The organism is Altererythrobacter chaiwopuensis (assembly GCF_054957755.1).
The window spans coordinates 1,395,777-1,418,884 of sequence record NZ_JBTXJG010000001.1 but is presented as its reverse complement, the minus strand read 5'-3'; the positions used below and the strand labels follow the sequence as shown (position 1 = coordinate 1,418,884).

Below are 23,108 nucleotides of genomic sequence, written 5' to 3'. Positions count from 1 at the left end.
GAACTTGGGCGCCCTCAAGCCTTTGACCTGATCCGTTTGCGGATCGCTAGGGCGTAGATCACCAGCGCAGTGAGCGCGAAGAAGAACCACTGTCCGGCATAAGCCAGATGATTGTTGGGCAGATCGCGCGGATCGGGTGCGGCCAGCGGCTCAAGCCCCGCTGCCGGCGGCATGGCGACGAGCCGCGGGCCGGGCGCGATGATCCCCTGGATCTCGCCGCCTTGCCAGCCTCCCTCGACTGGCTCCTTCGTGAAGCCCAGGGCAATATCGGCTTCGCGGCCATTTGCGAGCCTGCAGGTGGCAATCTGCGCAAGGCCCTTTACGCCTTCGGACGAAGTGGCTGCCGCAGTCCGGCGGGCGAGCACCTGAGTGCAATCGACAAAGGCGAAGCGATAGAGGCGCTCCGCTGCTTCTTCGTCATTCATCGGCCAATCGACCCGGCCCTCTTCGGTTGAAACCGCCTCGTAATGCGCGATCAAGGCGCCCTTTTCCTCAGCGCGGCCCAATTGCCAAATTCCCAGTGCCACCATGATGGCCGCGGCAGCCACCACGATTATGGTCGGAAGAACGGGAAGCTGGCGCAGATTCATAGTTTGCGGCTCCCAGCTTCGCGTGCATTATTGCGGAACTCCGCCGCCAATAGCGCGGCCTTGGACACGCGCAGCCCCCCGGTTACCGCTGCAATGGTCAGCGGGATCCAGATCAAGGCATGCACCCAGAAAGGCGGGCTGACGGCGATATCCAGCCAGATCGCCAGCCCCACCATCAGCGCGCCAATGATAAGGGTGAGGAATCCTGCCGGCCCATCGCCTACATTGAAGCGATTGTAGTCCAGCCCGCAGGACTCGCACTTGTCGGCAAATTTGACTGGCCCGGCGAACAGAGTCTTCTCTCCGCAGCGCGGGCACAAACCGAAAAGGGCAGCCTGGCCAATACCGGGCTGCCCCTTCGATTCTTCAGAGCTTGCGCCCTGTTCCATCAGTGGACCGGTGCGCCCCAGCCGCCCCAGATATAGACTGCGACGAACAGGAACAGCCACACCACGTCAACGAAGTGCCAGTACCACGCGGCCGCTTCGAAGCCGAAATGCTGGCGCGGCGTGAAGTGGCCGGCATAGGCCCGCACCAGGCAAACGATGAGGAAAATCGTACCAATCAACACGTGGAAGCCGTGGAAGCCAGTCGCCATGTAGAAGGCCGAACCATAGGTGTTGGTGCCAAAGGCAAACGGCGCGATCGCATACTCATAAGCCTGGATCGACGTGAACAACACGCCCAACAGAATCGTGGCCCACAGCCCCTGCTTCAGCCCCTCGCGATCGCCATGAATCAGCGCATGGTGCGCCCATGTTACGGTCGTGCCCGAGCACAGCAGGATGAGCGTGTTGAGCAGCGGAAGCTGGAAGGCGTTGAGCACCTCGATGCCCGCTGCGGGGAAGGTGCGCGCTGCCGCCTCGCCGTCCTGGCCGAACAGGCTGGCCACCAGCCCGTCCTCGCCCACCATGATCGGAGCAGGGAACAGTGCGAAGTCGAAAAACGCCCAGAACCAGCCGACGAAGAACATCACTTCCGAAGCAATGAACAGGATCATGCCATAGCGCATGTGCAGCTGCACCACCGGGGTGTGATCGCCGCCCTGGGCTTCCCTCACGATATTGCTGAACCAGCTGAAGAACGTCGCAATCAGCCCGGCAACGCCCAGGCCCAGCACGATCTTGCCTGCCGTGCCAAAGGTTTCGGGGTGCATGAACAGCACCATGCCAGTGGTGAACGTGAGGGCCGAAATCGAGCCGATCAGCGGCCAGATATCGGGCTCGAGAATGTGGTAATCGTGGTTCTTCGTACCAGCCATGACAAATGCGTCCTGTTACTTTCTGCTTGGGCCCTTACCCAGCCCGATCCACCGGGTCCAGAGGCTTGGTTTCAGTTATCACTCTTGGGGCTTGATCGCCCGATGGAAAGTATAGCTCAGTGTAATCTGTTCGACACCCTTCATGTTCTCATCCTCCAGCGCTGCCGGATCGACATAGTAGAGCACCGGCATATGCACCTCTTCGCCCGGCTGCAGAGTTTGCTCCGTAAAACAGAAGCACTGGATCTTGTTGAAATATCGACCTGCCTGCTCAGGCTCGACATTGAATGTTGCGGTTCCGGTGATCGGGACGCTGCTGTTGTTCCTGGCCACATAGGTTGCCATGTCACGCACGCCGATCTGGACAGTGTCAGTGCTTTGCGACGGGCGGAAAGTCCACGGCACGTCGCGCGCCACCGAGGCGTCGAAGCGGATCGAAATCGTCTTGCCGCCGATTGCCTGCGCCTGACGTTCTGCCGCAGCCGCGTCGGCATCGCTGGCTCGCTGCGTGGTTCCGCCAAATCCGGTAACCCGGCAGAACAGATCGTATAGAGGCACTGCGGCATAGCCCATGCCCAGCATCGCCAGCGCGCCCATGAAGGCATAGATGCCGGTACGCAGGTTCTTCTGATCAAGCGATGGAGTGGATGTGGCACTCACAGGATCAATCTCCCATTCTCACAATGGTGATCGCATAAAACAGCACAGCCAGGAACAGCAGCACGCCCCCGAGAGCGTAATTGCGCGCCTTCTGGCGGCGGCGGATTTCGGCTTCCTCTTCGGGTGTCATGCGAACCATCCCTGCTGGTGCACCAGCGCATCGACAACCAGCGCCGCGAACAGCGCAAACAGATAGAGAATGCTGTAAGCGAAGAGGCGCTTTTCCGGCTTCATCGTGTCGCCTTCGGTGGCCGAACGGAACGCAACCGGCACACAGAGCGCCAGAAACGCCAGCGAGAGCGCCAGCGCGCAAACGCCATAGATCGCGCCCGTGCCGCCAATCATCCATGGTGCCGCAGCAATCGGCACCAGCAGTATCGAGTAGGCCAGGATGTGACGGCGGGTAGTGCGCTCACCGGCCACCACCGGCATCATCGGAATGCCGACCTTGGCATAGTCTGACTTCACGAACAGCGCGAGCGCCCAGAAATGCGGCGGGGTCCAGAAAAAGATGATCGCGAACAGCAGCAGCGGCATCGCAGTAATATCGCCGGTTACCGCAACCCAGCCGATCATCGGCGGAAAGGCGCCGGCACCGCCGCCGATCACGATATTCTGCGGCGTGCGCGGCTTCAGCCACATGGTGTAAAGCACGGCGTAATAGACGATCGCCACCGCCAGGATACTCGCAGCCAGCCAGCCCACTGCCAGCCCCATGATCGCAACCGATGCCGCCGACATGGTGATGCCGAAATCACGCGCGTCAGTGGGGTGCATGCGGCCTGCGGGCAGCGGGCGATTGGCAGTCCGCTTCATCCCCGCATCAATCTCAGCTTCCCACCACTGGTTGATCACGGCAGAACCACCCGCGCCCAGCGCAATGCACAGGATCGCGGTAAAGCCGATCACAGGATGAATGCTGCCGGGAGCCGCCAACAACCCGCACAGGCCGGTGAAGATCACCAGCCGCATCACGCCCGGCTTGGTCAGCGCGAGGAAATCGCGCCAATCGGCCGGCAGTGCTGTTGCGGTTGTGGCAGTCATTGCTTGCGTGTCTCACTCAAAGCCGGGCCTGGCTCTTGCATTGGGGGGCGCACCTTGCGGCACGCCCCCTTTATTTTGTGCGTGCCCCGATGGGGGTTTGCGCCTGGCGGTATCTCAATCTTACGCCGGGCGGTGATCGTGGTAATCGTGGTGATCCTCGATCACCGGCAGCGTTTCGAACTGGTGGAACGGCGGCGGGCTGGAGAGCGTCCACTCAAGCGTGGTCGCGCCTTCGCCCCAGTAATTGTCTTCCGCCTTGCGCCCGGCCAGGAAGGCATAGGCAAGGTTGGCAAAGAACAGCACCATCGAGCCGGCCATGATCCAATAGCCATAGGACGAGATCTCGTTCCAATAGCTATAGGCCGCCGTGTAATCCGGATAACGGCGCGGCATGCCCTGCATCCCCAGGAAGTGCTGCGGGAAGAAGATCACGTTCACGCCCACGAAGAAGCCCCAGAAGTGCAAGTGAGCCAGCAGTTCGGAATGCATCCGGCCGCTCATCTTCGGGAACCAGTAATAGAAGCCGGCGAAGAGCGAGAACACCGCGCCCATCGACAGCACATAGTGGAAGTGGGCAACCACATAATAGGTGTCATGCAGATTGTCGTCGATGCCGCCATTGGCCAGCACAACGCCGGTCACACCGCCAACGGTGAACAGGAAGATGAAGCCCAGCGCCCAGACCATGGGCGATTTGAACTCCAGGCTGCCGCCCCACATGGTCGCAACCCAGCTGAAGATCTTCACGCCTGTCGGCACTGCGATCACCATCGTGGCCGCGGTGAAATACATCTTGGTGTTCACGTCCAGGCCGACCGTATACATGTGGTGCGCCCACACGATGAAGCCAACCACACCGATCGCGACCATGGCATAGGCCATGCCGAGATAGCCGAACACCGGCTTGCGGCTGAACGTTGCCACGATCTGGCTGACCATGCCGAAGCCCGGCAGGATCATGATATAGACTTCAGGGTGCCCGAAGAACCAGAACAAGTGCTGGTAAAGGATCGGATCGCCGCCGCCGGCCGGGTCAAAGAAGGTCGTGCCGAAATTGCGATCGGTGATCAGCATGGTGATCGCCGCAGCCAACACCGGCAGCGCCAGCAGCAGCAGGAATGCAGTGACCAGCACCGACCACACGAACAGCGGCATCTTGTGCAGCGTCATGCCCGGCGCGCGCATGTTGAAGATGGTGGTGATGAAGTTCGTCGCCCCAAGGATCGAGCCAGCGCCCGCGAGGTGGAGCGAGAAGATCGCGAAGTCGACTGCCGGGCCCTGCGAACCGGTGGTGGAAAGGGGCGCATAGACCGTCCAGCCAACGCCCGCCCCCACTCCCGTGCCGCCTGGCACGAACATGGAGAAAAGCAGGCTGCAGAAACCAGCCACGGTCAGCCAGAACGAAATATTGTTCATGCGCGGGAAGGCCATGTCCGGCGCGCCGATCATCAGCGGAACAAACCAGTTGCCGAAGCCGCCGATCATCGCCGGCATGACCATGAAGAACACCATGATCAGGCCGTGCGCAGTAATGAACACGTTCCACATGTGGTAGTTCGCATCCATCGAAGTGGCATCGCCGCCGAGCAGATCGACCCAGAACCCGAGGTGCTGGATACCCGGCTCGGCCAGCTCCATGCGCATCACGCCCGAAATGGCGCCGCCTATGATCCCTGCAAAAATTGCAAAGACGAGATATAGCGTGCCGATATCCTTGTGATTGGTCGACATGAACCAGCGGGCGAAAAAGCCCGGCTTGTGATCCGCACCATGCCCATGATCTGCATGGGGAGCGGTGAAACCTTCTGCGGTGGTGGCCATCGTTCTGATACTCTCTGGCTAATTCAATTTCTTCAGGCGGCGGGCGCTGGGGCAGCAGCGTCTTCGGCAGGTGCCTCGACCGCTTCCTCGCCCGGAATGGTGCCGCCCTGCTCGCGGACCCATGCCTCCCACTCATCGCGCGGCAAAGCTTCAACCGCGATCGGCATGAAGCCGTGGCGCGCACCGCACAGCTCGGAACACTGGCCGTAATAGACGCCCGGTTCCTTGATCAGCAGCTGCTTTTCATTGAGTCGCCCTGGCACGGCATCAAGCTTGAACCACAGGCTGGGCACGGCGAAAGAGTGGATCACGTCCGCCGCAGTGGTCTGGATACGCAGCGGCGTGTTCGCCGGGACCACCATGCGTTTGTCGACCGCGAGCTGGTAAGGCTCACCGGCGGCAACGGCGTCTTCCGCCGTCAGCATGTTCGAGATAACTTCGAAATCGCCATTGTCTGGGTAGGAATAGCCCCAATACCACTGGTATCCGGTCACCTTCACCGTCACCGCATCTTCCGGCGGCGATTCGAACTGGCGTGCGAGCAGCTGGATTGACGGGATCGCGATCACCAGCAGCACCATCACGGGAACCACGGTCCACACCACTTCGATCATGGTGTTATGGGTCGTCTTCGAAGGGCTGGGGTTAGTGCGGCGATTGTAGCGCGCGATCACGAACAGCAGCAGCCCCAGCACGAACAGGCTGATCACCGTGATGATCGGCAGCAGGATCAAATCGTGCATCCACAATGCATAATCGCCATTGGGCGAAAACTGGTCCTGGAAGCCGAGCCGCCCGTCGACCGGCATGCCCTTGCCTTCAGTCGGTGCCATCGGCGTATAGGCTGCCGCAGTTTCAGCCGCAGCAACCTCGGAAGCTGCCGCTTCGTCCTGTGCCAGCGCAGCGCGCGGCGCGAATGCCAGCATGACGGCAAGCGCGAACATAACCATAAATGAAAAGGCGTGGCGGCCTGTTTGACCCAAAACCATTTGTCTGACGTTTCCCGCTTCTCTCGTGCCCTGTTGCCCTGCAGTCCGCAAACGCCAGACCACTCCAGCCAACCCAAACACCCGGCATGAACGCCGAGATTGACCGGCCCTATAGGCGCGCTTGCCCCCTGTCTCAAGCGCTTCTAGGGAGAAAAATACGCAAGACCGGGTGATCCCGGCGCAATCAGCGCAAGATAGGTGGATAAATCACACATGACTGAAGACGAGGTGCTGTCCGAATTCCGCAGCTGCGGCGCGTTGCTGGAAGGGCATTTCAAGCTCTCTTCCGGGCGGCACAGTGCACATTACCTGCAATGCGCACGTGTGTTGATGAATCCGGAGCGCGGCGGCCGGCTGGCGCTGGCATTGGCGCAAAAATTGCCACGCGAGATTCGCAGCAAGGTGGATGTGGTTGTCTCGCCTGCGATGGGCGGAATCATCATCGGACATGAAATGGGCCGCGCACTGGGCAAGGACGCACTGTTCCTCGAACGGCCGGATGGCAGATTCCAACTACGCCGGGGGTTCGCGCTGGAGCCGGGCGCGAAAGTTCTGATGGTGGAAGACGTGGTCACTACCGGCCTTTCCAGCCGCGAGGCGATCGCCGCAGTGGGTGAGGAAGGCGGCGAAGTGATCGCCGAGGTTGCGCTGGTCGATCGTTCGGGCGGCGAAGTGGATCTGGGCGTGCCCTTCATCCCGCTGGTGGCACTCAACTTCCCCACCTATGCGGAGGACGAATTGCCGCAAGAACTTGCTGCGATGCCCGTTAGCAAGCCTGGTAGCCGCGCTTAGCCATGGCAAGCGTGCTCAATCCCGGCCGGCTGCGGCTCGGCGTGAACATCGATCATGTCGCCACGATCCGCAACGCGCGCGGGGGCGATCACCCCGATCCGGTGCGTGCGGCAGAAATCGTGGCACAAGTGGGCGGTGACGGCATCACGGCGCATCTGCGCGAGGACCGGCGCCATATCCGCGACGAAGACCTTGTTCGAATCCAGGCCGCGACCGATTTGCCGCTCAATCTGGAGATGGCGGCGACCGAGGAAATGCTGGAGATCGCGCTTCGGCACAAGCCGCATGCCGCCTGCATCGTGCCCGAAAAGCGCGAGGAGCGCACCACCGAGGGCGGTCTTGATGCAGCCGGCCTGCACAATCAGCTCGCCCCGATCGTCACGCGACTCGCCGATGCGGGCATCCGCGTCAGCCTGTTCATCGAAGCGAATGAGCGGCAGCTTGACGCCGCGCTGCGGCTGAACGCACCCGTGGTCGAATTTCACACCGGTGAATATGCACATGCGCATCTTGACGGTGACAGCGAGAAGATGGCTCGGGAAATCAAGCGGATTGCCGATATGGCCGCACTGGCTGCCAAGAACGGTATCGAACCCCATGCCGGGCACGGGCTGACATATGAGAATGTCCAGCCGATCGCTGCGATCCCCCAACTCGCGGAACTGAACATCGGGCATTACTTGATAGGCGAAGCAGTGTTCGTGGGCCTGGAAAATGCCGTGCGCCGGATGCGACAGCTGATGGATGACGCGCGGTGAGCAGCACAGGGGAGCCGAGCCGCGCGCAGCTTGGCTGGGCCATTGCGGGCGCGATCCCGTTCCTTCTGAGCATCGCATTGCTTGGCTTTGCGATTAGTCGGCAGGTGCTGGTGCTGTTCGCCACCGGCTGGCTGCTGCTTCAGCTGTTTGGCTATGGCAGCACGCTGAAGATGGCAAAGGGCGATTCGGCGCACTATCTCGTCAAGGCGCAGGTGCTGCTGCACTGGATCGCACTGACGCTGTTTATCGCAATGCTGGTGAAAATCGCATGATTATCGGGCTCGGATCGGATCTCTGCAATATCGAACGGATCGCCAATTCGCTTGATCGCTATGGCGAACGCTTCGAGAATCGCGTGTTTACGGAAATCGAACGCGCCAAGGCGCGCCGCCGCCCTTTCACCATCGCGGGCACCTATGCCAAGCGCTTCGCCGCGAAAGAGGCCTTCAGCAAGGCGGTTGGTACGGGCTTCAGGCACGGCGTGTTCATGAGGGATATCGGCGTGATCAATGCCCCCTCGGGGGCGCCCACGCTGGCGCTGGCTGGCGGTGCCGCGATTCGGCTTGCGCAATTGACGCCGCATGGCCATGAGGCGCTCATTCATCTCACCCTCACCGACGATCATCCATGGGCTCAGGCCTATGTCATCATCGAAGCGCGGCCCCTTTGACTATGCAGACCGGCACCAACACAGTGAACACAAACGACAAAGAAAACAGCAAGGACCAGGAAACCAAGGTCAACTGGATCGCCGAGCTGCGCGGCCTTGCGTTGATGTTGCTGGCGGTGCTTGCCTTTCACAGTCTGGTGGCCAAGCCCTTCTACATCCCCTCCACCTCGATGATGCCGGCGCTTTATGTCGGTGACCGGCTGGTGGTGAGCAAATATCCCTATGGCTGGAGCTGGGCGTCGGTAAGCTTCCACCTGATGCCGCGCAGCGAATGGCGCATCTGGGCAGATACTCCTGAATATGGCGACATCGTGATCCCGGTGCACCCGGTGCGTGATGAAGACTATATCAAGCGTGTGGTGGCGCTGCCGGGCGACCGCATCGCCGTGCGCGACGGGCGGATCATCCTCAACGGCACCCCGGTCGAACGCGAGGTCGTGCCTGCGATCAAAATCCCCTTCGAGCCGGAACTGCTATGCGAAGGTTCACCCTGCCTTTCGGCCTTCACCAACTATCTGGTGCGCGAAGCCGACGGAAAACAATATTACGAGATGCCCGCCTATCGCGAGACGCTCCCCAATGGCGCAAGCTACCTGGTGATCGACAATCTCGAAAACCAGCCGCTCGACAATTTCGAGGAAATGACGATCCCCGAAGGCCATGTTTTTGTGATGGGCGACAATCGCGATCATTCCGCCGACAGCCGCGAGCTCTACAGCCCGCGCGGGCTGATGGGCCCGGTCCCGCTCGAGAACATCGGCGGCCGCGCTGAATTCATCACTTTCTCGCTCGACGGTTCTACAAGCTGGAACCCGGTCAGCTGGTATGAAAGCCTGCGCGGAAATCGCGCCTGGACAACACTGCGCCCGGCCATAGCGGAGCGCGACGACGCAACCGAGTAGGTCGAGTGGCAAAGAAATTCCTCTATGTGATTGCCGCGATCATAGTCCTGCTGATCGCTGCGCTACTGGTACTGCGCATATGGGCGCAGGAATTGACCACGCTGGCGCTGGTGCCTTCGACCGAATTCGTCGAACAGCAACCCCTGGCAAAGACTGCCTATTCCGATGCGGCAATGTGGTTCGCGCATCCCGGCCTGTCCGAAAATACGGCACGCTGGCAACCTGGCTATGCCGGCGAGCGTATGAGCCTGCCGTCACCGGCTGATCCTGCCCTGCCCGATTTCGCGGTCTTTTTCGTCCATCCGACCAGCTATCTCAACCGTTCGAACTGGAACGCTCCGTTAGGTGACGAGGAAGCCGAGCGGGTTGCGCGCATCTATGTGCGCGGCATGGCCAGCCCCTTCAACCGGGCGAGCGAGATCTGGGCACCGCGTTATCGCCAGGCGACCATGGGTGCCTTCCTGACTGATGAAGCGGCGGCGCATCAGGCGCTCGATCTGGCCTATGCTGATGTCGCGGCGGCTTTTGCCGAATTCATCGGGTCGATTGATCCCGAACAGCCGATAGTCCTCACCGGGCATAGCCAGGGCGCACTACACCTGATGCGGCTGCTGCGCGAACAGGTGGCGGGCCAGCCTCTCGCTGATCGGGTCGCCGCCGCCTATGTCATCGGCTGGCCAATTTCAGTCGCACATGACCTGCCATCGCTCGGCCTTGCCGCGTGCAGCGCGCCTGACCAGGCGGGTTGTGTGATGAGCTGGTCGAGCTTTGCCGAGCCCGCCGATCCCTCGGCTGTGCTCGATACCTATGCCAAATCCACCGGGTTTGACGGCGCGGCGCGCGGAAACAGCGCGATACTTTGCACCAATCCCCTGACTGGAGGTGCCGAAAAGTCTGCACCGGCGGAACGCAATCTTGGCACGCTCAAGCCAAAGGGCGACTTTAGCGATGGCGAATTGCTGCCGCGCGCCGTCCCTGCCCGCTGCGACGAGCGCGGCTTGCTGCTGATCGGCGATCCGCCCGAATTGGGCCGCTATGTCCTGCCCGGCAACAATTACCACGTCTATGACATCCCGTTGTTCTGGGCCAATGTGCAGGCTGATGTGGCGCAGCGTGTGCAGGCATGGGCGGCGAGGCCTTGATCGCTGACAGCGCGGCCGGGCTGCGCGAGGCCTTGCCTGATGGCGGGGCGCTGCTCGGGATCGATCTCGGCACCAAGACAATCGGAATTGCAACCTGTGACGCCGGGTGGCGCTTTGCCACCGCTGGTAAAACCCTGCCCCGCGGCAAGTTCGGGCGCGACCGCGAAGCGCTCGCCGCCTTGATAAGAGAGCGAGGCATTGCCGGAATCGTGATCGGCCTGCCGCGCAATATGGACGGCAGCGAGGGGCCGCGCGCGCAGGCGAGCCGCGCCTATGCCCGCAATCTGGCAGAGGCATTTTCCCTGCCGATACTTCTTTGGGATGAACGCTGGTCAACCCAGAGTGCTGAAGCCGCAATGATCGGGCAGGACATCAGCCGCGCCAAACGTGCCGCGAAGATCGACAGTCATGCCGCCGCCGTGATCCTGCAAGGCGCGATCGACGCGCTGGCAGGGAATTCGTTTTAGCCGCTTTCGAGCGCTGCGCGTTGCGTTTGCGCAACCCTCTCCAGCATCAGGCACACCGGCAGCCCGGCCTCGCGCCAAAATGCATCGCGCGCCGCCGCGCGGCTGGAACAGTGGATACATCGATCTCACCGCCGAAATTAGAGTATTGTAATCGCTAAGGTCCAAAGGCAGGGTCGATGTTGATGTCCGCCCCTCTCCCTCCCTTCGATCCGGCAGAATCCGCCAAGTTCCTGTTTCGCCACGGCCATTCCGGCTGGCTTGGCTTGCGATACAGCGATCATGGCGAGGACTGGGTTGAGCTAGAGCTGCCCTGGCGCGAGGATTTGCTGGGCGAGGAGGATCGTCACGTACTTGCATCCGGGCCGATCATCAGCCTGCTCGACATGGCATCGGGTATGAGCATCTGGACAGCCAGCAAGATTTTCACGCCGGTCGCCACGCTTGACCTGAGGGTCGATTATCAGCGCCCCGCGAGCGAGCGCAGCGCGGTAAAGGGCCGGGTAGAATGCTATCGCCGCACCCGCTCTGCGGCCTTTGTGCGCGGGATCGCGCATGACGGCGACCCGGATGACCCAGTGGCGAGCATGGCGGGCGTTTTCATGACCATCGCGAGGGATCCGCGCATTGCCGCCCACAACTGACATGGAACGGTATCTCACGGCATATGCGCGCTCGCTCGGCATTTCCGTGCATGGCGAGGTGGACGGCGCGCCGGTACTGGTGGTGGAATTCAGCAATATCGTGGAGGGGCGCCCCGGCGCATTGCATGGCGGCGCGATCAGCGGGCTGCTCGAAACCGCTGGCTATGCCGTGTTGCGGGCTCGGCTCCAGACTGAAAGCCGCAACCCGCAGCTCAAGCCGATCAACATCACGGTGCAGTTCCTGAGCGCGGGCAAGCAGAAGCCAAGTTACGCCAAAGGGCGCATCACCCGGCTTGGGCGCCGCAATGCCAATGTCTCGGTAGAGGCGTGGCAGGATGATCAAGAGCGCCCAATCGCCACCGCCGTGATGAATATCCTCATGGCTGATCGCGAGGGCTAACGCTCCGCAGGTTCGACCGCCAGCCCATCTTCGGTCAGGCGAAGCTCAATCGGCTTGCCTTCAATCTCTGTCACGACCCTGAGTTGGTCCTGCTCGACCGAAAGCGTCGAGCCGTTCCCGTCGATCGGAATTTCGCGAATTTCGTCAATATCCAGCGGGCGTATCGGCCCCTCGGGATCGGGTCGTTCAACCGGCGCAACTGTGTCGCTTCCGGCAATCGCGCCGCGCATGAAATCGCGCCAGATCCGCGCGGGCAATCCGCCGCCCGAAATCCCGCCGAGAGGCGAATTATCGTCGTTCCCGATCCACACGCCCACCACCAACCCGCCGGCATAGCCAACGAATAACGCATCGCGATGATCCTGGGTCGTGCCGGTCTTGCCGAAATTGGGCCCGGCCAGCATCGCCGCCTTGCCCGTGCCGCGATTGATCGCGCTTCGCAGCAGCTGTTCCATCCCGCGATGTGTGCGGTCGGAAAAGCGCGACTGACCGTCAAACAGCCATTCGAACCAGCCCTGCTCCTCGCGCGGGAAAGCATGCGGTTCGACCGGATAGGCATTGCCTGCCACCGCCGCATAGGCGCTGGTCAATTCAAGCAGCGTCATGGTTGAAGTGCCCAACGCCAGGCTTGGATCACCTTCGGGCAAGTCGGATGTCACGCCAAGCCTTCGCGCAGTTGCAATCACCCGGTCGCTGCCCAGCTGATTGAGCAGCCGCACGGCCGCAACATTGCTCGATCGGGCAAACGCGTCCTCAAGCGTGATCGTGTCTGAATAACGCTCGCTTGAATTCCTGGGCCGATAGGAACCTTCCTCAATCGACGAATTGTCGATCCGGTCGTTCGGCTTCATGCCCGATTCGAGCGCGGTGAGATAGACGAACAGCTTGAAGGTCGAGCCGGGCTGGCGGCGCGCCTGGGTGGCGCGATTGAACGGGGAATTGGCGTAATCCTTGCCGCCCACCATCGCCACAACCTCGCCATTGGGCCGCATCGCCACCAGCGCCACCTGTGCCTTGCCCAGAGGCGCGCGCGCGATCACCCGACCCGCCAAGCCTAGCAAGCGCGCGTCAAGCGTTGTGGTGATAGTCTGCCTGGAATAGCTCGTTTCCGAATTCGCGCGGGCGATCGGCAGCGCCCAGTCGGCGAAATAGGTGCCCGTTGGCAATCGGTCGCGATTGCGGACGTCGAGCCGCGGCGCGCGCAAAGAAGCCGCGCGCGCGCCGGTGATATACCCCTCTTCGGCCATCGCCGCGAGCACCAGCCGCATGCGATCTTCAGCCAGGTCATAATTTCGGGTCGGCGCGAGCCGCGATGGTGCCTTGAGCAGGCCCGCTAGCATAGCGGCCTGCTCGGGCCGCAGATTCTCTGGCTGGCGATAGAAGTAATGCAGGCTGGCCGCGCGCAGTCCATATTGGTTGTCGCCGAAATAGGCATTGGAGAGATAGCGCGAGAGGATATCGTCCTTGCTTAGCCATGCCTCCAGCCAGAAGGCGATCAGCATCTCGCGCGCCTTGCGGGTCAGCGTTTGCCTGGGTGTGAGGAAAGTGAACTTGGCAAGCTGCTGGGTGATGGTGCTGCCGCCCTGGGTCGGGCCGCCAGTGGCATTCGACCATGCCGCCCGGGCCAATCCGCGTGGGTCCACGCCCCAATGGTCGTAGAAGCGGCGGTCCTCGATCGCCAGGAACGCGCCCACGACATGATCCGGCAGTTGGTTGACTTCGACCGGTGCATCGACCGAGGCTCCACTGCGCGCGATCGGCGTTCCGTCAGAAGCGAGCAAGGTGATCTGCGGCGGCGCGATCGGCTCGAGCGATTTGCTGAGCGGCGCGGTTATCGCCAGCCATGCAACCAGCGCGATGAACAGCGCGAGCAGTGCCGCAACAATCCGCACCGCCCACCAGCGCCTCTGCCGCCCGCGCCAATGCGCCGGCTGCCACCAGCGGGTCTGCGGTTCGTCCCAGCTTTCGCCGAAACGGATTGTGCCTGGTGCATGCTTGCGATTCCAGAAGCGCCAGCTCCGCATGCGCGCTCGCTTGCGGCCCGGTTCCCAGTCAAATTGTTCGTCAAACTCATCAAGCGCGCTACCATAGGGGTCTTCCGTCGCGTAAAAACCGGCTTCAGGCCGATTTTCATCGAACCGCTCGCGCGCGCTCTTGGTTCGACGAGGTGTTCGAAGCCAGGCAAACATGGTGGCTGTGTTAAGCGATTAACACAGTAATGGCGAGCAATTTCTGGTTATGGCGGCGCGGAACCTGTGCGTCAGGGTTTTTTCGCGGCGCTTTCCGGCAGTTCCTCGTCGAACACACGCTGGTAATATTCGCTCACCAGAGTCCGCTCCGCTTCGTCGCATTTATTGAGGAAGCTGAGACGGAACGCAAAGCCAACCGACTTGAATATTTCGGCATTCTGCGCCCAGGTCATCACCGTGCGCGGGCTCATCACGGTCGATATATCTCCGTTCATGAAGCCCTGGCGCGTCAAATCGGCCACTTTGACCATGTCGGCAATCGTCTTGTCATCAGTGTCCGGGCTCTTTGACTTGACGATCTGCTGTTCGACCTCGGGCGCAAGGTAATTAAGCGCCACCACAATGTTCCAACGATCCATCTGAGCCTGGTTGATCGCCTGCGTACCGTGATAAAGCCCGCTGGTGTCGCCCAGGCCCACCGTGTTGGTGGTGGCGAACAGGCGGAAATACTTGTTTGGTGTGATGACCTTGTTCTGGTCCAGCAGCGTCAGGCGCCCTTCGGTTTCGAGCACGCGCTGGATCACGAACATGACATCAGGCCGGCCGGCATCGTATTCGTCAAAGGTCAACGCCACCGCATGCTGCAGCGCCCAGGGAAGGATGCCTTCCTTGAATTCGGTCACCTGCAGCCCGTCGCGCAGCACGATCGCATCGCGTCCGACAAGATCGATACGGCTGATATGCGCATCAAGGTTGACGCGGACGCTGGGCCATTTGAGCCGCGCAGCGACCTGTTCGATATGGGTCGATTTGCCGGTGCCGTGGTAGCCCTGCACCATTACGCGCCGATTGTGCGCAAATCCCGCCAGGATCGCGAGTGTCGTGTCCGGATCGAACACATAGTTCGGATCGATATCCGGCACCCGCTCATCAGCCAGGCTGAAGGCAGGCACTTGCCAGTCGACATCGATCCCAAACGTGTCGCGCACGTCGATCGTGGTGTCGGGTTCCGGGATGAGCGTCCTGCCCGTCCCATCGTATTCGGTTTCCATCAAGCTTACCATGACTTGCGACGCCTAGACGGGAGCGATGGCGGCTGCAAGCGGCTGTTTCCCGCTTATTTAGCTAGTTCACCAGATTGAAACGGATTTCACGAAGGGGGCAGCCGCAGTTTCGCGAGATGGCGTGACTTTATCCAGACCCGGGCGCCTTCGGGCCCTGCGACAATTCTACACTGCCAACCGGCTGGCAGGCGAATCCAGCCATGCTTGCCATAAGTCTGGCCCTGCCATTCGACGGAACCTTCCAGCACTGGCAACTCGGCACCGCCCTGGGCATCGAAGCTGCGGGTGGTGCCTGCATCCCACTGTTCGAGCAAGACCAGCTCATCAACACGTTCGTGCAGAATCGCCCGGGCTATCCCGGGCGCATCGGCAACAGGTGCGAGCGCAAGTTCGCCCAGGTCGAGCGCGAATTGCGCGCGGTCTTCAGGATCGAATTGCCACAGCTTCACGAAGATGGTGCAGCCAGGGTCCGAACGCGGGACGTGCTGCGTGCCAACAGGATTGCGGACATAGGTTCCGGCAGGATAGTCGCCATGCTCGTCCTGGAACGTCCCTTCCAGCACGATGAACTCCTCGCCGCCATCATGTGTGTGAGCGGAGAAGTGGCTGCCTGGCGCATATCGGACAATGGAGGTGGCTCGCGCCACCTCCCCGCCGATCCGGTCAAGCATGCGGCGATCGACCCCGGCCATGGGCGAAGCCTGCCACTCAAGCGAGCCTGCCTGCACCCCAACCGGTATGTCGAAATTCGCATTGATCCGCACTTGCTTAACTCTCGTATCGAGCGGCGGCCTTGGCTTTCCAGCGGTCAAGATGCGCCAGATCTTCGTCAGGAAGCAGCCCCAGCGCGCCGGCCAGGCTGACGCCGGTGAACGCGGTGATATCTGCCACGCTGAAGTTGTCTCCCGCAAGGTATTCCTGGTCCGCCAGCACTCCGTTGAGGTAGCGCGCAGTCTCCTGGGCCCGGCGCTTCTGGCGTTCGCCCCAGGCCGGAACCTGGTCGGTTTCGAGATCGGGGCCAAGCCCGGCAGTGGCGTGGTGGAAATAGTCCGCCCCGGCATCGAGCAAGCCTTCCTCGACACGCAGATTGATTGCGCTGATGCGTGCCCGTTCCTGCGGGGTTGCGCCTGTCAGGCTGGGCCCGTCGAAAGTTGCATCGATGAATTCGATTATCGGATTGCAGCGCCCGATCACGGTACCGTCCTCCAGCTCCATGAATGGAACCGTGGCATCGGGGTTCTTGGCCCGCATTGCAGGGGTGCGCAGTTCGCCGCTTTTGACATCGACAGGCACGAACTCGACCTGGTCGAGCGCGCCCTTCTCTCTCAGAGCCAGGCGTACCCGCTTGGGGTTCGGGAAATTCTCGGCATCGTAAATCTTCAGCATAAGCAGTCCTTCGTCATTCCGAATCATCCTACCTACTAGTAGGTTGTGGCGTAATAGCTCTTGCAAGACAGAAATCAACCTACTAATTGGTAGGGATGAGCGATACTCGGGAAACACTCGTAAATCTGGCCGAAAATGCCATGCGGACCCGCGGCTATGGCGGCTTCAGCTATGCCGATATCGCCCGTGATGCTGGCATCCGGAAGGCGAGTATCCACCACCACTTTCCAACCAAGGCAGATCTGGGGCTGGCGGTTCTCGACCGTTATGCAGATCAGGTCTCGCGACAATTGGATGCGATCGATCAGCAGAGCCGGCTGGGTGGGCAAGCCTTGTTGGGGGCGATCGAGATGTATCGCGCAGCCACTGGATCCGGGCAGGCCCTGTGCCTGTGCACGGCCCTTGCGGGCGACAGCGAACTGGTTTGTGACGACATGCGCGAAATGCTCGCCCGCGCCAATTCGATGGTTGCGCAGTGGATCGAACAGACCTTGCTCAAGGGCCGCCGCGACATGAGTATCGCGGTGAGCGGCGACCCCGCGATCGAGGCCGTGGCGATTCTGGCGCAACTGCAAGGCGCACAATTGCTTGCCCGCGCTGCAGGCGACATGGATCAATTCGATCACGCGGTATCGACGATCGCTGCCCGCGTCTCACGCCGCTAACGCCTATTGCAAACCTGGCTGGCGTTGCAGCTGGCAGTGGCGTAGACATGCCGCATGTCGTCACCCGATCCGATCGAGCGATTTCGCCTCAAGCTGGTCGAACAGGTGCGCGGCGTGTTCAATGACACGGCGGGCGGGCAGCAGCCTGTGCCGCCTTCCGATGAAGCGCTGTTCAAGCGCAACTCGCCGATCCGCATGGTGCATGCCGATATTGTAGGCATGATGGTGGGCGGCATCAGGGCACTGCTGCTACAGATGCTCCACCCAGCTGCGCTGCAGGGCGTGCTAGACCATTCGAACTTTCGCGAGGACATGCATGGCCGCCTGCGCCGCACCGCGCGCTTCATCGCAGTGACCACCTTCGGGCACAGAGACGAGGCACAAAGTGCCATAGAGCGGGTTAACCGTATCCACGCCAGAGTCACCGGCACCTTGCCCGACGGGACGCCATATTCTGCCACCACTCCGCGCACGCTGGCATGGGTCCATGTTACCGAAGCCTCGAGTTTCCTCGCTGCCTACAAGCGCCATGTACGCCCCGACATGCCGGGCCACGAGCAAGATGAATATTTCCGCCAGTTCGCGCTCATCGCCCGCGCGCTGGGTGCCGATCCAGTGCCGACCAACCGCAACGAGGCAGAGGAATTGTTCCGCGATATGCGCAGTGACCTGCGCACTTCACCTGAAGCGCGCGAAGTGGCGAGGCTGGTGTTGACCCAGCGTGCATCAGGCACTCCGCCTGGCCTTCAGGCGATGCTGGCTGCCGAAGCGGTTGAAATGCTCCCGCCTTTCGTCCGGACCATGCTGGGCTTGACCCGCCCGGGAATCGCGGCCCTGCCCGCCCGCGCCGCGACCTGGGGCATGGGCAAGACCTTACGCTGGGCGTTCAAGCAGAATTGAGTTGGGCAGGCCTGACGAGAAGAGCAGAGCATGACCAAGTTCACATTCTACACCGTCGCGATGAGCCACGGGCAGATCGCACTTCGGGCTCTCATAGAAGCGGGGGCTCAGGAAAAGGCCGCGCTCCGGCGTAACAACTGATAGGCCTCCACAACGCTGTTGAGGCGGCTTTCGTATTTGCGATCGCCACCGTTCCTATCAGGGTGATAGCGGCGCACGAGTTCGGAATAACGCTGGCGCAGCCGCCGCCGGTCCGTATCAAGCGCCAGCCCCATCGTACCCAACGCATGCGCTTCCTCGCGGCTGAAGCGCCCGTCCCCAAAACTTCCCGGCGCCATGCGCGCTTCGCGCTCGGCGCGGCTCCTGATGCCGCTGACCCGCGCGCTGATCGCATCAAGCGGATCGTCGAAATCGGCCCAGCGCGGCATCCCGTCGACCCCGGCGGTGGGGCGGAAACTGGGGCTTTCGGTCTTCCAGCCTGCTGCAGGTGATTGGGCTTCGAGGATTTCCTCGGCGCTCATTCCCTCAAACCAGTCATAGTCCGAATTGAATTCGCGCACATGCTTAAGGCAGAACCAGCGGTAATGGCCCGGCCCGTCAAACCCGCTCGAACGATAGCCAGGCGCGCGGAATTCGCCCGCCTCCTGGCAGGCCGGATACTCGCACACGCGCCCTGTATCCTCATATCGTCCATGGAACCTTGATTGTTTCACTCTTTTAGGATGGGCATGGACAAGCCGGATGGGAAGCCCCAAATTCAGCCATATGAACGGAACAGTTGCCCACGAAATCGAAACCCTGCTGCGCGCAGCGCTCGCCCCTTCCTTCCTTGAAGTGATCAATGACAGTGCGCGGCACAGCGGCCATGCTGGTGATGACGGCAGCGGCGAATCACATTTCACCATTGTGATTGAGAGCGCGGCCTTCGCGGGCGTATCGCGCTTGCAGCGCCAGCGCATGGTCAATGCCGCGCTGGGCGATATTCCCGGCCAGCGGGTGCACGCACTGGCGATCAGGGCACGGGCACCGGGAGAGTGACATGATCGAGCAAACCATTTCCCCCACCACACACGATCTCGGCCAGTTCGAGGTGCGCCGCGTGCTGCCCAAGCGCGAGCGGACCATGGTCGGCCCATTTATCTTCGTCGACGAGTTCGGCCCGGGCCAGCTCGACATCGGCACTGGTATGGATGTGCGCCCGCATCCGCATATCAACCTTGCTACCGTGACATGGCTGTTCGAAGGCGCGATCAATCACCGCGACAGCCTCGGCACATTCTCCACGATCCGTCCGGGCCAGGTGAACCTGATGACCGCGGGCAAAGGTATCGTCCATTCGGAGCGCTCACCGGCGGAAGAACGCGCCACCGGCCCCAAGCTCTATGGCATGCAGACCTGGCTCGCGCTGCCTGATGGGCGCGAAGAGATCGACCCTGCCTTCGAGGCGGTGAAAGACCTTCCGATAGTCGAGGACAGCTGCGCCAAGGCCATCGTCATCATGGGCGAGCTATGGGGTACGCGCGCACCCACCACCACCTATGCCGACACAATCTATGCCGAGATCGTACTGGCACCGGGTGGCTCGCTGCCGATCGAGATCAGCGCCGACGAGCGCGCGGTGATGCTGGTCGGCGGCGAAGCCTCCGTCGATGGGCAGGCGCTGGGGCTATACGAGCTTTCGGTACTGGCCCCGGGCCGCAACATGTCATTGTCGAGCGAAAACGGCGGGCGGATCATGCTGCTCGGCGGCGAAGCCTTCTCCAGCCCGCGACACGCATGGTGGAACTTCGTCAGTTCAAGCCGGGATCGCATCCGGCAAGCCCGGGAAGACTGGGATGCCGGGCGATTCCCCAAGGTTCCAGGCGATGAAGACGAGTGGATCCCGCTGCCCGATCGGCCCAATACCAGCACTGACTAACACAATCGCGGAGCAAGCCGCCGAGGAGAGAGAAGCATGGATTTCACGGGCAAGGTGGTGTGGATCACGGGCGCATCGTCAGGGATAGGAGCGGCGCTGGCGCGCGAATGGGCCAGCCGCGGCGCTCACCTGATCCTGTCCGGACGCGACGAGGCTCGCCTCGCCGAAGTAGCGGCGGATTGCGGTGACGCGCTGCTGCTGCCCTTCGACGTGCGCGATGAAAGCGCCCTGGCCGCAGCCACAGCCAAGGCAATCGCATGGAAGGGCGGGGTTGATATTGCGGTCGCCAATGCAGGTGTATCGCAGCGCAGTCAGGCGCTGAAGACCGATATGAGCGTCTATCGCGAAATCATCGATATCGATCTCACCGCACAGATCGCCTTTGCGCAGGGGCTGATCGGGCATATGGCCGAGCGCGGCAGCGGCAATCTGCTGTTCATTTCCTCGATCGCGGGCAAGGTCGGCGTGCCGATGCGGACCGCCTATTGCGCGGCCAAGTTTGGCCTTGCCGGCTATGCCGATGCACTGCGCGCCGAGCTGAGCCAGAAAGGCGTGTCGGTCCATGTCATTTATCCCGGGTCGATCGCCACCGATGTCAGCCGCAATGCGCTGACCGCCGACGGCACCAGGCGCGGACGCAGCGACAAGGTAATCGATGAGGGGATCCAGCCCGCCGATGCCGCCAAGGCCATGATCGATGCGGTAGTGCTCAATCAGCGCGAGATCATCGTTGCAAAAGGCATGGAAGAAGCCATGGGCGAGCTGCGCCGCACGCCAGACCAATTGCTTGACCAGGTCGCGGGCATGGTCGCCGCCGGCTATATCGAGAAAATGGAGGCAGAAGGCTGATGATGGAGCAGAAACGGGTCACGCTCGCCAACGGTATCGAGCTCGACGTCGTCGATGAGGGGCCGCGCAGCGCGCCGGTGCTGATCTTCCTTCACGGCTTTCCCGAAAGCCACCGCACATGGCGGCATCAGATCAGGCACTTTTCAGGCGTCTATCGCTGCATCGCGCCCGACCAGCGCGGCTATCGCGGGTCATCCAAGCCGCAGGAGGTCGAGGCTTACACCCCCGACAAGCTGATTGGTGACATTTTCCTGCTCGCCGATGCGCTGGGGGTGGAGCAGTTCACCATCGTCGGGCACGATTGGGGCGGCGCGATTGCATGGGGCGTTGCCCTGAGCGGCCAGCACAGCCGCGTAACCCGCGCAGTGATTGCCAATGCGCCGCATCCGGCGGTGTTCCAGCGTTTGCTTTACACCAATCGCCAGCAGCGCGAAGCAAGCCAGTATATCCGCGATTTCCGCGATACTGCCAATGACCAATTGGTGCGCGAACACGGGCTTACCGGCCTGTTATTGAAGTCGGTGAAATGGGACCGCCCTTCCGCGATGGAACCCGAAGAGCGCGCCGCGCTGCTGGAGGACTGGAAGAATACCGAGGCAGCATTCGGGATGCTCAACTATTACCGTGCCAGCCCGATTGACGTGCCGTTGATGGACGTGCCGTTCGCGGTGCCCGAAGGCTACACCCCGCCTGCCCTGCCCAATCTGACGATCCCGACGCTGGTGATCTGGGCGTTGGACGATTTGGCGCTGCCGCCCGAAAATCTCGAAGGCCTTGAGGATGTGATTGACTCGTTGACCTTGGTCGAAGTGCCCGATTGCGGGCATTTCGTGCCATGGGAAGCGCCGGACAAGGTCAATGCGGCGATGGAAGATTTCCTGAGCAAAACCAGTTAGGGCCAGGACCCTAGGTCGCCAGCCATTCAATATCCGCGCCGTGCGCATGCGCGCGGGCGAGCAGGGTTTCCTCCTCGCCTCCCGGCCAAAAGCGCACGCGCAGTTCATGCCGGTGAAGTGTGCGGTTCGCTTCCAGAGCGATCCAGGCGAGCGGCGCATCGGGCGTGGCTTGCCCTGCCGCCGTTTCCATCGCAGCAATCACCCGTTGCTGTTGGTCCTCGGGTACATATTGCCACACGATCGAATGCATCAGCACGCGAGTGGTGCCCGCTGCCTGCGGCTTCGCCAACTCCGCCTCGACAAACTCGGCTGCATCCATCTTGAGCACATCAGGTTTGCACTGCTCTGCTGCCGCGATCGCCGCCTCCATCCGATCGAAGCGGATCGTATGTTCGGGCCAGATATAGGCCTTGAGCCGCAGCGCCTGCGCCGGGTCCGTCAGGTCGACCGGGGCTATGTCGCATCCCTTGAGCGACAATAGCCCGATCGGCACATCGGGCGGCGGATTGCCTGTCCAGCCGGGCTTGAACGCCATCGCCGGTGCGTCAGGGCCCACCTTCACGCCGCCAAGGTCATAGCCATAGCGGTCGATCATCAAATTGATCCCCGCGCTTGAGCCGATCTCCAGACATTCGAACTGTGCGGGCAAGCCCCGCCCTGCCAGCCATAGCAAGGCGGCAATGAAATTGCTTGAGCGCCCCGCCTCATTGGTCTGCGGCGGGCTGTCGAGCCAGGGCAACAGTCGCGCCTCGTGCACCAGCATCACTTCCTCAACGATCGGATCAGCATTGACCGGTAGCCCGCGATAGATCGGCGCCAGTTCGCTCGCTTCGCCCGCCAGATATAGTGCATGGATCCCGCCCGCGACGCGCAGTGGCAACGCATCAGCCAGCGGTGCACCGGCCCAGCCGCGAATCCGTTCGAGCAGGGCGTTGCTCTTGTCCCCCTCCACCGCTGCCAGAATTGCATTGCAAACCTTGGCCGTGATTGGCGCGCTGTTCCGCTCGCAATAGGCGGCCTGGTTGGTGAAAGCGGTGCGGATCGCGGCTTCGCCCCGCGTCCCCATGTCGACCAGCTGATAGCCTGGCATTTTACCCTGATCAC

29 protein-coding genes are annotated in these 23,108 nt (G+C 61.8%); 15 read left to right on the top strand and 14 right to left on the bottom strand.

Going from position 1 to position 23,108, the window contains the following annotated elements:
- Positions 1-14 precede the first annotated feature (14 nt).
- The 8 genes from ACX2DJ_RS06965 to coxB all read right to left on the bottom strand — a co-directional run bounded on the left by ACX2DJ_RS06965 (position 15) and on the right by coxB (position 6,326).
- Positions 15-590: an SURF1 family cytochrome oxidase biogenesis protein gene (locus tag ACX2DJ_RS06965; RefSeq protein WP_462571739.1), complete on the bottom strand. Its 576-nt coding sequence runs from the start codon at positions 588-590 to the stop codon at positions 15-17.
- Positions 587-979, bottom strand: coding sequence for a DUF983 domain-containing protein (locus ACX2DJ_RS06960; RefSeq protein WP_462571738.1), 393 nt, complete (start codon positions 977-979; stop codon positions 587-589). The genes ACX2DJ_RS06965 and ACX2DJ_RS06960 overlap by 4 nt, the downstream gene beginning before the upstream one ends.
- Positions 979-1,851: a cytochrome c oxidase subunit 3 gene (locus ACX2DJ_RS06955; protein WP_462571737.1), complete on the bottom strand. Its 873-nt coding sequence runs from the start codon at positions 1,849-1,851 to the stop codon at positions 979-981. The genes ACX2DJ_RS06960 and ACX2DJ_RS06955 overlap by 1 nt, the downstream gene beginning before the upstream one ends.
- A gap of 78 nt (positions 1,852-1,929) precedes the next feature.
- Positions 1,930-2,511 (bottom strand): cytochrome c oxidase assembly protein, encoded by a 582-nt coding sequence (locus ACX2DJ_RS06950; RefSeq protein ID WP_462571736.1) that lies wholly within the window; start codon positions 2,509-2,511, stop codon positions 1,930-1,932.
- A gap of 4 nt (positions 2,512-2,515) precedes the next feature.
- Positions 2,516-2,641, bottom strand: a complete 126-nt coding sequence (locus tag ACX2DJ_RS06945; protein WP_462571735.1) for a cytochrome c oxidase system small membrane protein — start codon at positions 2,639-2,641, stop codon at positions 2,516-2,518.
- A complete protein-coding gene (locus ACX2DJ_RS06940; protein WP_462571734.1) occupies positions 2,638-3,555 on the bottom strand; it encodes a heme o synthase in 918 nt (305 codons plus the stop codon). Before ACX2DJ_RS06940 ends, ACX2DJ_RS06945 begins: the two co-directional genes overlap by 4 nt.
- 120 nt (positions 3,556-3,675) lie before the next feature.
- Positions 3,676-5,376 (bottom strand): cytochrome c oxidase subunit I, encoded by a 1,701-nt coding sequence (gene ctaD, locus ACX2DJ_RS06935; protein ID WP_462571733.1) that lies wholly within the window; start codon positions 5,374-5,376, stop codon positions 3,676-3,678.
- Positions 5,377-5,408: 32 nt separating this feature from the next.
- The gene (gene coxB, locus ACX2DJ_RS06930) at positions 5,409-6,326 is read right to left on the bottom strand and encodes a cytochrome c oxidase subunit II (protein ID WP_462571732.1); all 918 of its coding nucleotides are present in this window, start codon (positions 6,324-6,326) and stop codon (positions 5,409-5,411) included.
- Positions 6,327-6,578: 252 nt separating this feature from the next.
- Here coxB and pyrE point away from each other — a divergent pair, with 252 nt between their 5' ends.
- The 9 genes from pyrE (at position 6,579) to ACX2DJ_RS06885 (ending at position 12,137) form a co-directional block, all read left to right on the top strand.
- Positions 6,579-7,157, top strand: a complete 579-nt coding sequence (pyrE, locus tag ACX2DJ_RS06925) for an orotate phosphoribosyltransferase (protein WP_462571731.1) — start codon at positions 6,579-6,581, stop codon at positions 7,155-7,157.
- A gap of 2 nt (positions 7,158-7,159) precedes the next feature.
- Positions 7,160-7,915: a pyridoxine 5'-phosphate synthase gene (locus ACX2DJ_RS06920; protein ID WP_462571730.1), complete on the top strand. Its 756-nt coding sequence runs from the start codon at positions 7,160-7,162 to the stop codon at positions 7,913-7,915.
- Positions 7,912-8,187 carry a pyridoxal phosphate biosynthetic protein gene (locus tag ACX2DJ_RS06915; protein WP_462571729.1) on the top strand — a complete coding sequence of 92 codons (276 nt, stop codon included), beginning with the start codon at positions 7,912-7,914 and terminating at the stop codon, positions 8,185-8,187. Before ACX2DJ_RS06920 ends, ACX2DJ_RS06915 begins: the two co-directional genes overlap by 4 nt.
- Positions 8,184-8,585 (top strand): holo-ACP synthase, encoded by a 402-nt coding sequence (acpS, locus tag ACX2DJ_RS06910; protein WP_462571728.1) that lies wholly within the window; start codon positions 8,184-8,186, stop codon positions 8,583-8,585. The genes ACX2DJ_RS06915 and acpS overlap by 4 nt, the downstream gene beginning before the upstream one ends.
- A gap of 23 nt (positions 8,586-8,608) precedes the next feature.
- Positions 8,609-9,487 (top strand): signal peptidase I, encoded by an 879-nt coding sequence (gene lepB, locus ACX2DJ_RS06905; protein WP_462571727.1) that lies wholly within the window; start codon positions 8,609-8,611, stop codon positions 9,485-9,487.
- A 5-nt stretch (positions 9,488-9,492) separates the two neighbouring features.
- Positions 9,493-10,629: a DUF3089 domain-containing protein gene (locus tag ACX2DJ_RS06900; RefSeq protein WP_462571726.1), complete on the top strand. Its 1,137-nt coding sequence runs from the start codon at positions 9,493-9,495 to the stop codon at positions 10,627-10,629.
- Entirely contained in the window at positions 10,611-11,096 is a 486-nt protein-coding gene (gene ruvX / locus ACX2DJ_RS06895; RefSeq protein ID WP_462571725.1) for a Holliday junction resolvase RuvX, read from the top strand. The genes ACX2DJ_RS06900 and ruvX overlap by 19 nt, the downstream gene beginning before the upstream one ends.
- A 182-nt stretch (positions 11,097-11,278) precedes the next feature.
- Positions 11,279-11,737, top strand: coding sequence for a PaaI family thioesterase (locus ACX2DJ_RS06890; protein ID WP_462571724.1), 459 nt, complete (start codon positions 11,279-11,281; stop codon positions 11,735-11,737).
- A gap of 1 nt (position 11,738) precedes the next feature.
- On the top strand, positions 11,739-12,137 hold the full coding sequence (locus ACX2DJ_RS06885) for a PaaI family thioesterase (protein ID WP_462571723.1): 399 nt from the start codon (positions 11,739-11,741) through the stop codon (positions 12,135-12,137).
- Here the strand turns inward: ACX2DJ_RS06885 and ACX2DJ_RS06880 are convergent.
- From ACX2DJ_RS06880 to ACX2DJ_RS06865, 4 genes are all read right to left on the bottom strand, one after another.
- Positions 12,134-14,326, bottom strand: coding sequence for a transglycosylase domain-containing protein (locus ACX2DJ_RS06880; protein WP_462571722.1), 2,193 nt, complete (start codon positions 14,324-14,326; stop codon positions 12,134-12,136). The two genes, ACX2DJ_RS06885 and ACX2DJ_RS06880, sit on opposite strands and share 4 nt — an antisense overlap.
- A gap of 71 nt (positions 14,327-14,397) precedes the next feature.
- Positions 14,398-15,378, bottom strand: a complete 981-nt coding sequence (gene cobS / locus ACX2DJ_RS06875) for a cobaltochelatase subunit CobS (protein WP_462571721.1) — start codon at positions 15,376-15,378, stop codon at positions 14,398-14,400.
- Between the two features lie 98 nt (positions 15,379-15,476).
- Positions 15,477-16,154, bottom strand: coding sequence for a cupin domain-containing protein (locus tag ACX2DJ_RS06870; protein WP_462571719.1), 678 nt, complete (start codon positions 16,152-16,154; stop codon positions 15,477-15,479).
- Between the two features lie 4 nt (positions 16,155-16,158).
- Positions 16,159-16,803, bottom strand: a complete 645-nt coding sequence (locus ACX2DJ_RS06865) for a glutathione S-transferase family protein (protein ID WP_462571718.1) — start codon at positions 16,801-16,803, stop codon at positions 16,159-16,161.
- 68 nt (positions 16,804-16,871) lie between these two features.
- On the opposite strand from ACX2DJ_RS06865, the gene ACX2DJ_RS06860 reads away from it, so the two are divergent.
- Positions 16,872-17,441 (top strand): TetR/AcrR family transcriptional regulator, encoded by a 570-nt coding sequence (locus tag ACX2DJ_RS06860; protein WP_462571717.1) that lies wholly within the window; start codon positions 16,872-16,874, stop codon positions 17,439-17,441.
- A gap of 54 nt (positions 17,442-17,495) precedes the next feature.
- Positions 17,496-18,341 carry an oxygenase MpaB family protein gene (locus ACX2DJ_RS06855; protein ID WP_462571716.1) on the top strand — a complete coding sequence of 282 codons (846 nt, stop codon included), beginning with the start codon at positions 17,496-17,498 and terminating at the stop codon, positions 18,339-18,341.
- 107 nt (positions 18,342-18,448) lie between these two features.
- On the opposite strand, the gene ACX2DJ_RS06850 is transcribed toward ACX2DJ_RS06855, so the two are convergent.
- A complete protein-coding gene (locus ACX2DJ_RS06850) occupies positions 18,449-19,054 on the bottom strand; it encodes a J domain-containing protein (RefSeq protein ID WP_462571714.1) in 606 nt (201 codons plus the stop codon).
- Positions 19,055-19,106: 52 nt separating this feature from the next.
- Here ACX2DJ_RS06850 and ACX2DJ_RS06845 point away from each other — a divergent pair, with 52 nt between their 5' ends.
- Genes ACX2DJ_RS06845 through ACX2DJ_RS06830 form a run of 4 tightly spaced genes read left to right on the top strand, consistent with a single transcriptional unit; the run spans position 19,107 to position 22,004 of the window.
- Positions 19,107-19,379 (top strand): BolA family protein, encoded by a 273-nt coding sequence (locus ACX2DJ_RS06845; protein WP_462571713.1) that lies wholly within the window; start codon positions 19,107-19,109, stop codon positions 19,377-19,379.
- Between the two features lies 1 nt (position 19,380).
- Entirely contained in the window at positions 19,381-20,259 is an 879-nt protein-coding gene (locus tag ACX2DJ_RS06840; RefSeq protein WP_462571712.1) for a pirin family protein, read from the top strand.
- 36 nt (positions 20,260-20,295) lie between these two features.
- Positions 20,296-21,108, top strand: coding sequence for an SDR family NAD(P)-dependent oxidoreductase (locus tag ACX2DJ_RS06835; RefSeq protein ID WP_462571711.1), 813 nt, complete (start codon positions 20,296-20,298; stop codon positions 21,106-21,108).
- On the top strand, positions 21,108-22,004 hold the full coding sequence (locus ACX2DJ_RS06830; RefSeq protein ID WP_462571710.1) for an alpha/beta fold hydrolase: 897 nt from the start codon (positions 21,108-21,110) through the stop codon (positions 22,002-22,004). Before ACX2DJ_RS06835 ends, ACX2DJ_RS06830 begins: the two co-directional genes overlap by 1 nt.
- A gap of 10 nt (positions 22,005-22,014) precedes the next feature.
- Here ACX2DJ_RS06830 and ACX2DJ_RS06825 read toward each other — a convergent pair whose 3' ends face one another.
- Complete coding sequence (locus ACX2DJ_RS06825; protein WP_462571709.1) at positions 22,015-23,094, bottom strand: DUF2332 domain-containing protein; 1,080 nt, start codon at positions 23,092-23,094, stop codon at positions 22,015-22,017.
- Between the last annotated feature and the right edge of the window lie 14 nt (positions 23,095-23,108).

Excerpts from the sequence above, each read along its gene's own strand:
- ACX2DJ_RS06965 (WP_462571739.1), bottom strand. The coding sequence starts at position 590 with ATGAATCTGCGCCAGCTTCCCGTTCTTCCGACCATAATCGTGGTGGCT.
- ACX2DJ_RS06960 (WP_462571738.1), bottom strand. The coding sequence starts at position 979 with ATGGAACAGGGCGCAAGCTCTGAAGAATCGAAGGGGCAGCCCGGTATT.
- ACX2DJ_RS06955 (WP_462571737.1), bottom strand. The coding sequence starts at position 1,851 with ATGGCTGGTACGAAGAACCACGATTACCACATTCTCGAGCCCGATATC.
- ACX2DJ_RS06945 (WP_462571735.1), bottom strand. The coding sequence starts at position 2,641 with ATGACACCCGAAGAGGAAGCCGAAATCCGCCGCCGCCAGAAGGCGCGC.
- ACX2DJ_RS06940 (WP_462571734.1), bottom strand. The coding sequence starts at position 3,555 with ATGACTGCCACAACCGCAACAGCACTGCCGGCCGATTGGCGCGATTTC.
- ctaD (WP_462571733.1), bottom strand. The coding sequence starts at position 5,376 with ATGGCCACCACCGCAGAAGGTTTCACCGCTCCCCATGCAGATCATGGG.
- coxB (WP_462571732.1), bottom strand. The coding sequence starts at position 6,326 with ATGGTTATGTTCGCGCTTGCCGTCATGCTGGCATTCGCGCCGCGCGCT.
- pyrE (WP_462571731.1), top strand. The coding sequence starts at position 6,579 with ATGACTGAAGACGAGGTGCTGTCCGAATTCCGCAGCTGCGGCGCGTTG.
- ACX2DJ_RS06920 (WP_462571730.1), top strand. The coding sequence starts at position 7,160 with ATGGCAAGCGTGCTCAATCCCGGCCGGCTGCGGCTCGGCGTGAACATC.
- acpS (WP_462571728.1), top strand. The coding sequence starts at position 8,184 with ATGATTATCGGGCTCGGATCGGATCTCTGCAATATCGAACGGATCGCC.
- ruvX (WP_462571725.1), top strand. The coding sequence starts at position 10,611 with ATGGGCGGCGAGGCCTTGATCGCTGACAGCGCGGCCGGGCTGCGCGAG.
- ACX2DJ_RS06890 (WP_462571724.1), top strand. The coding sequence starts at position 11,279 with ATGTCCGCCCCTCTCCCTCCCTTCGATCCGGCAGAATCCGCCAAGTTC.
- ACX2DJ_RS06885 (WP_462571723.1), top strand. The coding sequence starts at position 11,739 with ATGGAACGGTATCTCACGGCATATGCGCGCTCGCTCGGCATTTCCGTG.
- ACX2DJ_RS06880 (WP_462571722.1), bottom strand. The coding sequence starts at position 14,326 with ATGTTTGCCTGGCTTCGAACACCTCGTCGAACCAAGAGCGCGCGCGAG.
- cobS (WP_462571721.1), bottom strand. The coding sequence starts at position 15,378 with ATGGAAACCGAATACGATGGGACGGGCAGGACGCTCATCCCGGAACCC.
- ACX2DJ_RS06865 (WP_462571718.1), bottom strand. The coding sequence starts at position 16,803 with ATGATTCGGAATGACGAAGGACTGCTTATGCTGAAGATTTACGATGCC.
- ACX2DJ_RS06860 (WP_462571717.1), top strand. The coding sequence starts at position 16,872 with ATGAGCGATACTCGGGAAACACTCGTAAATCTGGCCGAAAATGCCATG.
- ACX2DJ_RS06855 (WP_462571716.1), top strand. The coding sequence starts at position 17,496 with ATGTCGTCACCCGATCCGATCGAGCGATTTCGCCTCAAGCTGGTCGAA.
- ACX2DJ_RS06845 (WP_462571713.1), top strand. The coding sequence starts at position 19,107 with ATGAACGGAACAGTTGCCCACGAAATCGAAACCCTGCTGCGCGCAGCG.
- ACX2DJ_RS06840 (WP_462571712.1), top strand. The coding sequence starts at position 19,381 with ATGATCGAGCAAACCATTTCCCCCACCACACACGATCTCGGCCAGTTC.
- ACX2DJ_RS06835 (WP_462571711.1), top strand. The coding sequence starts at position 20,296 with ATGGATTTCACGGGCAAGGTGGTGTGGATCACGGGCGCATCGTCAGGG.
- ACX2DJ_RS06830 (WP_462571710.1), top strand. The coding sequence starts at position 21,108 with ATGATGGAGCAGAAACGGGTCACGCTCGCCAACGGTATCGAGCTCGAC.
- ACX2DJ_RS06825 (WP_462571709.1), bottom strand. The coding sequence starts at position 23,094 with ATGCCAGGCTATCAGCTGGTCGACATGGGGACGCGGGGCGAAGCCGCG.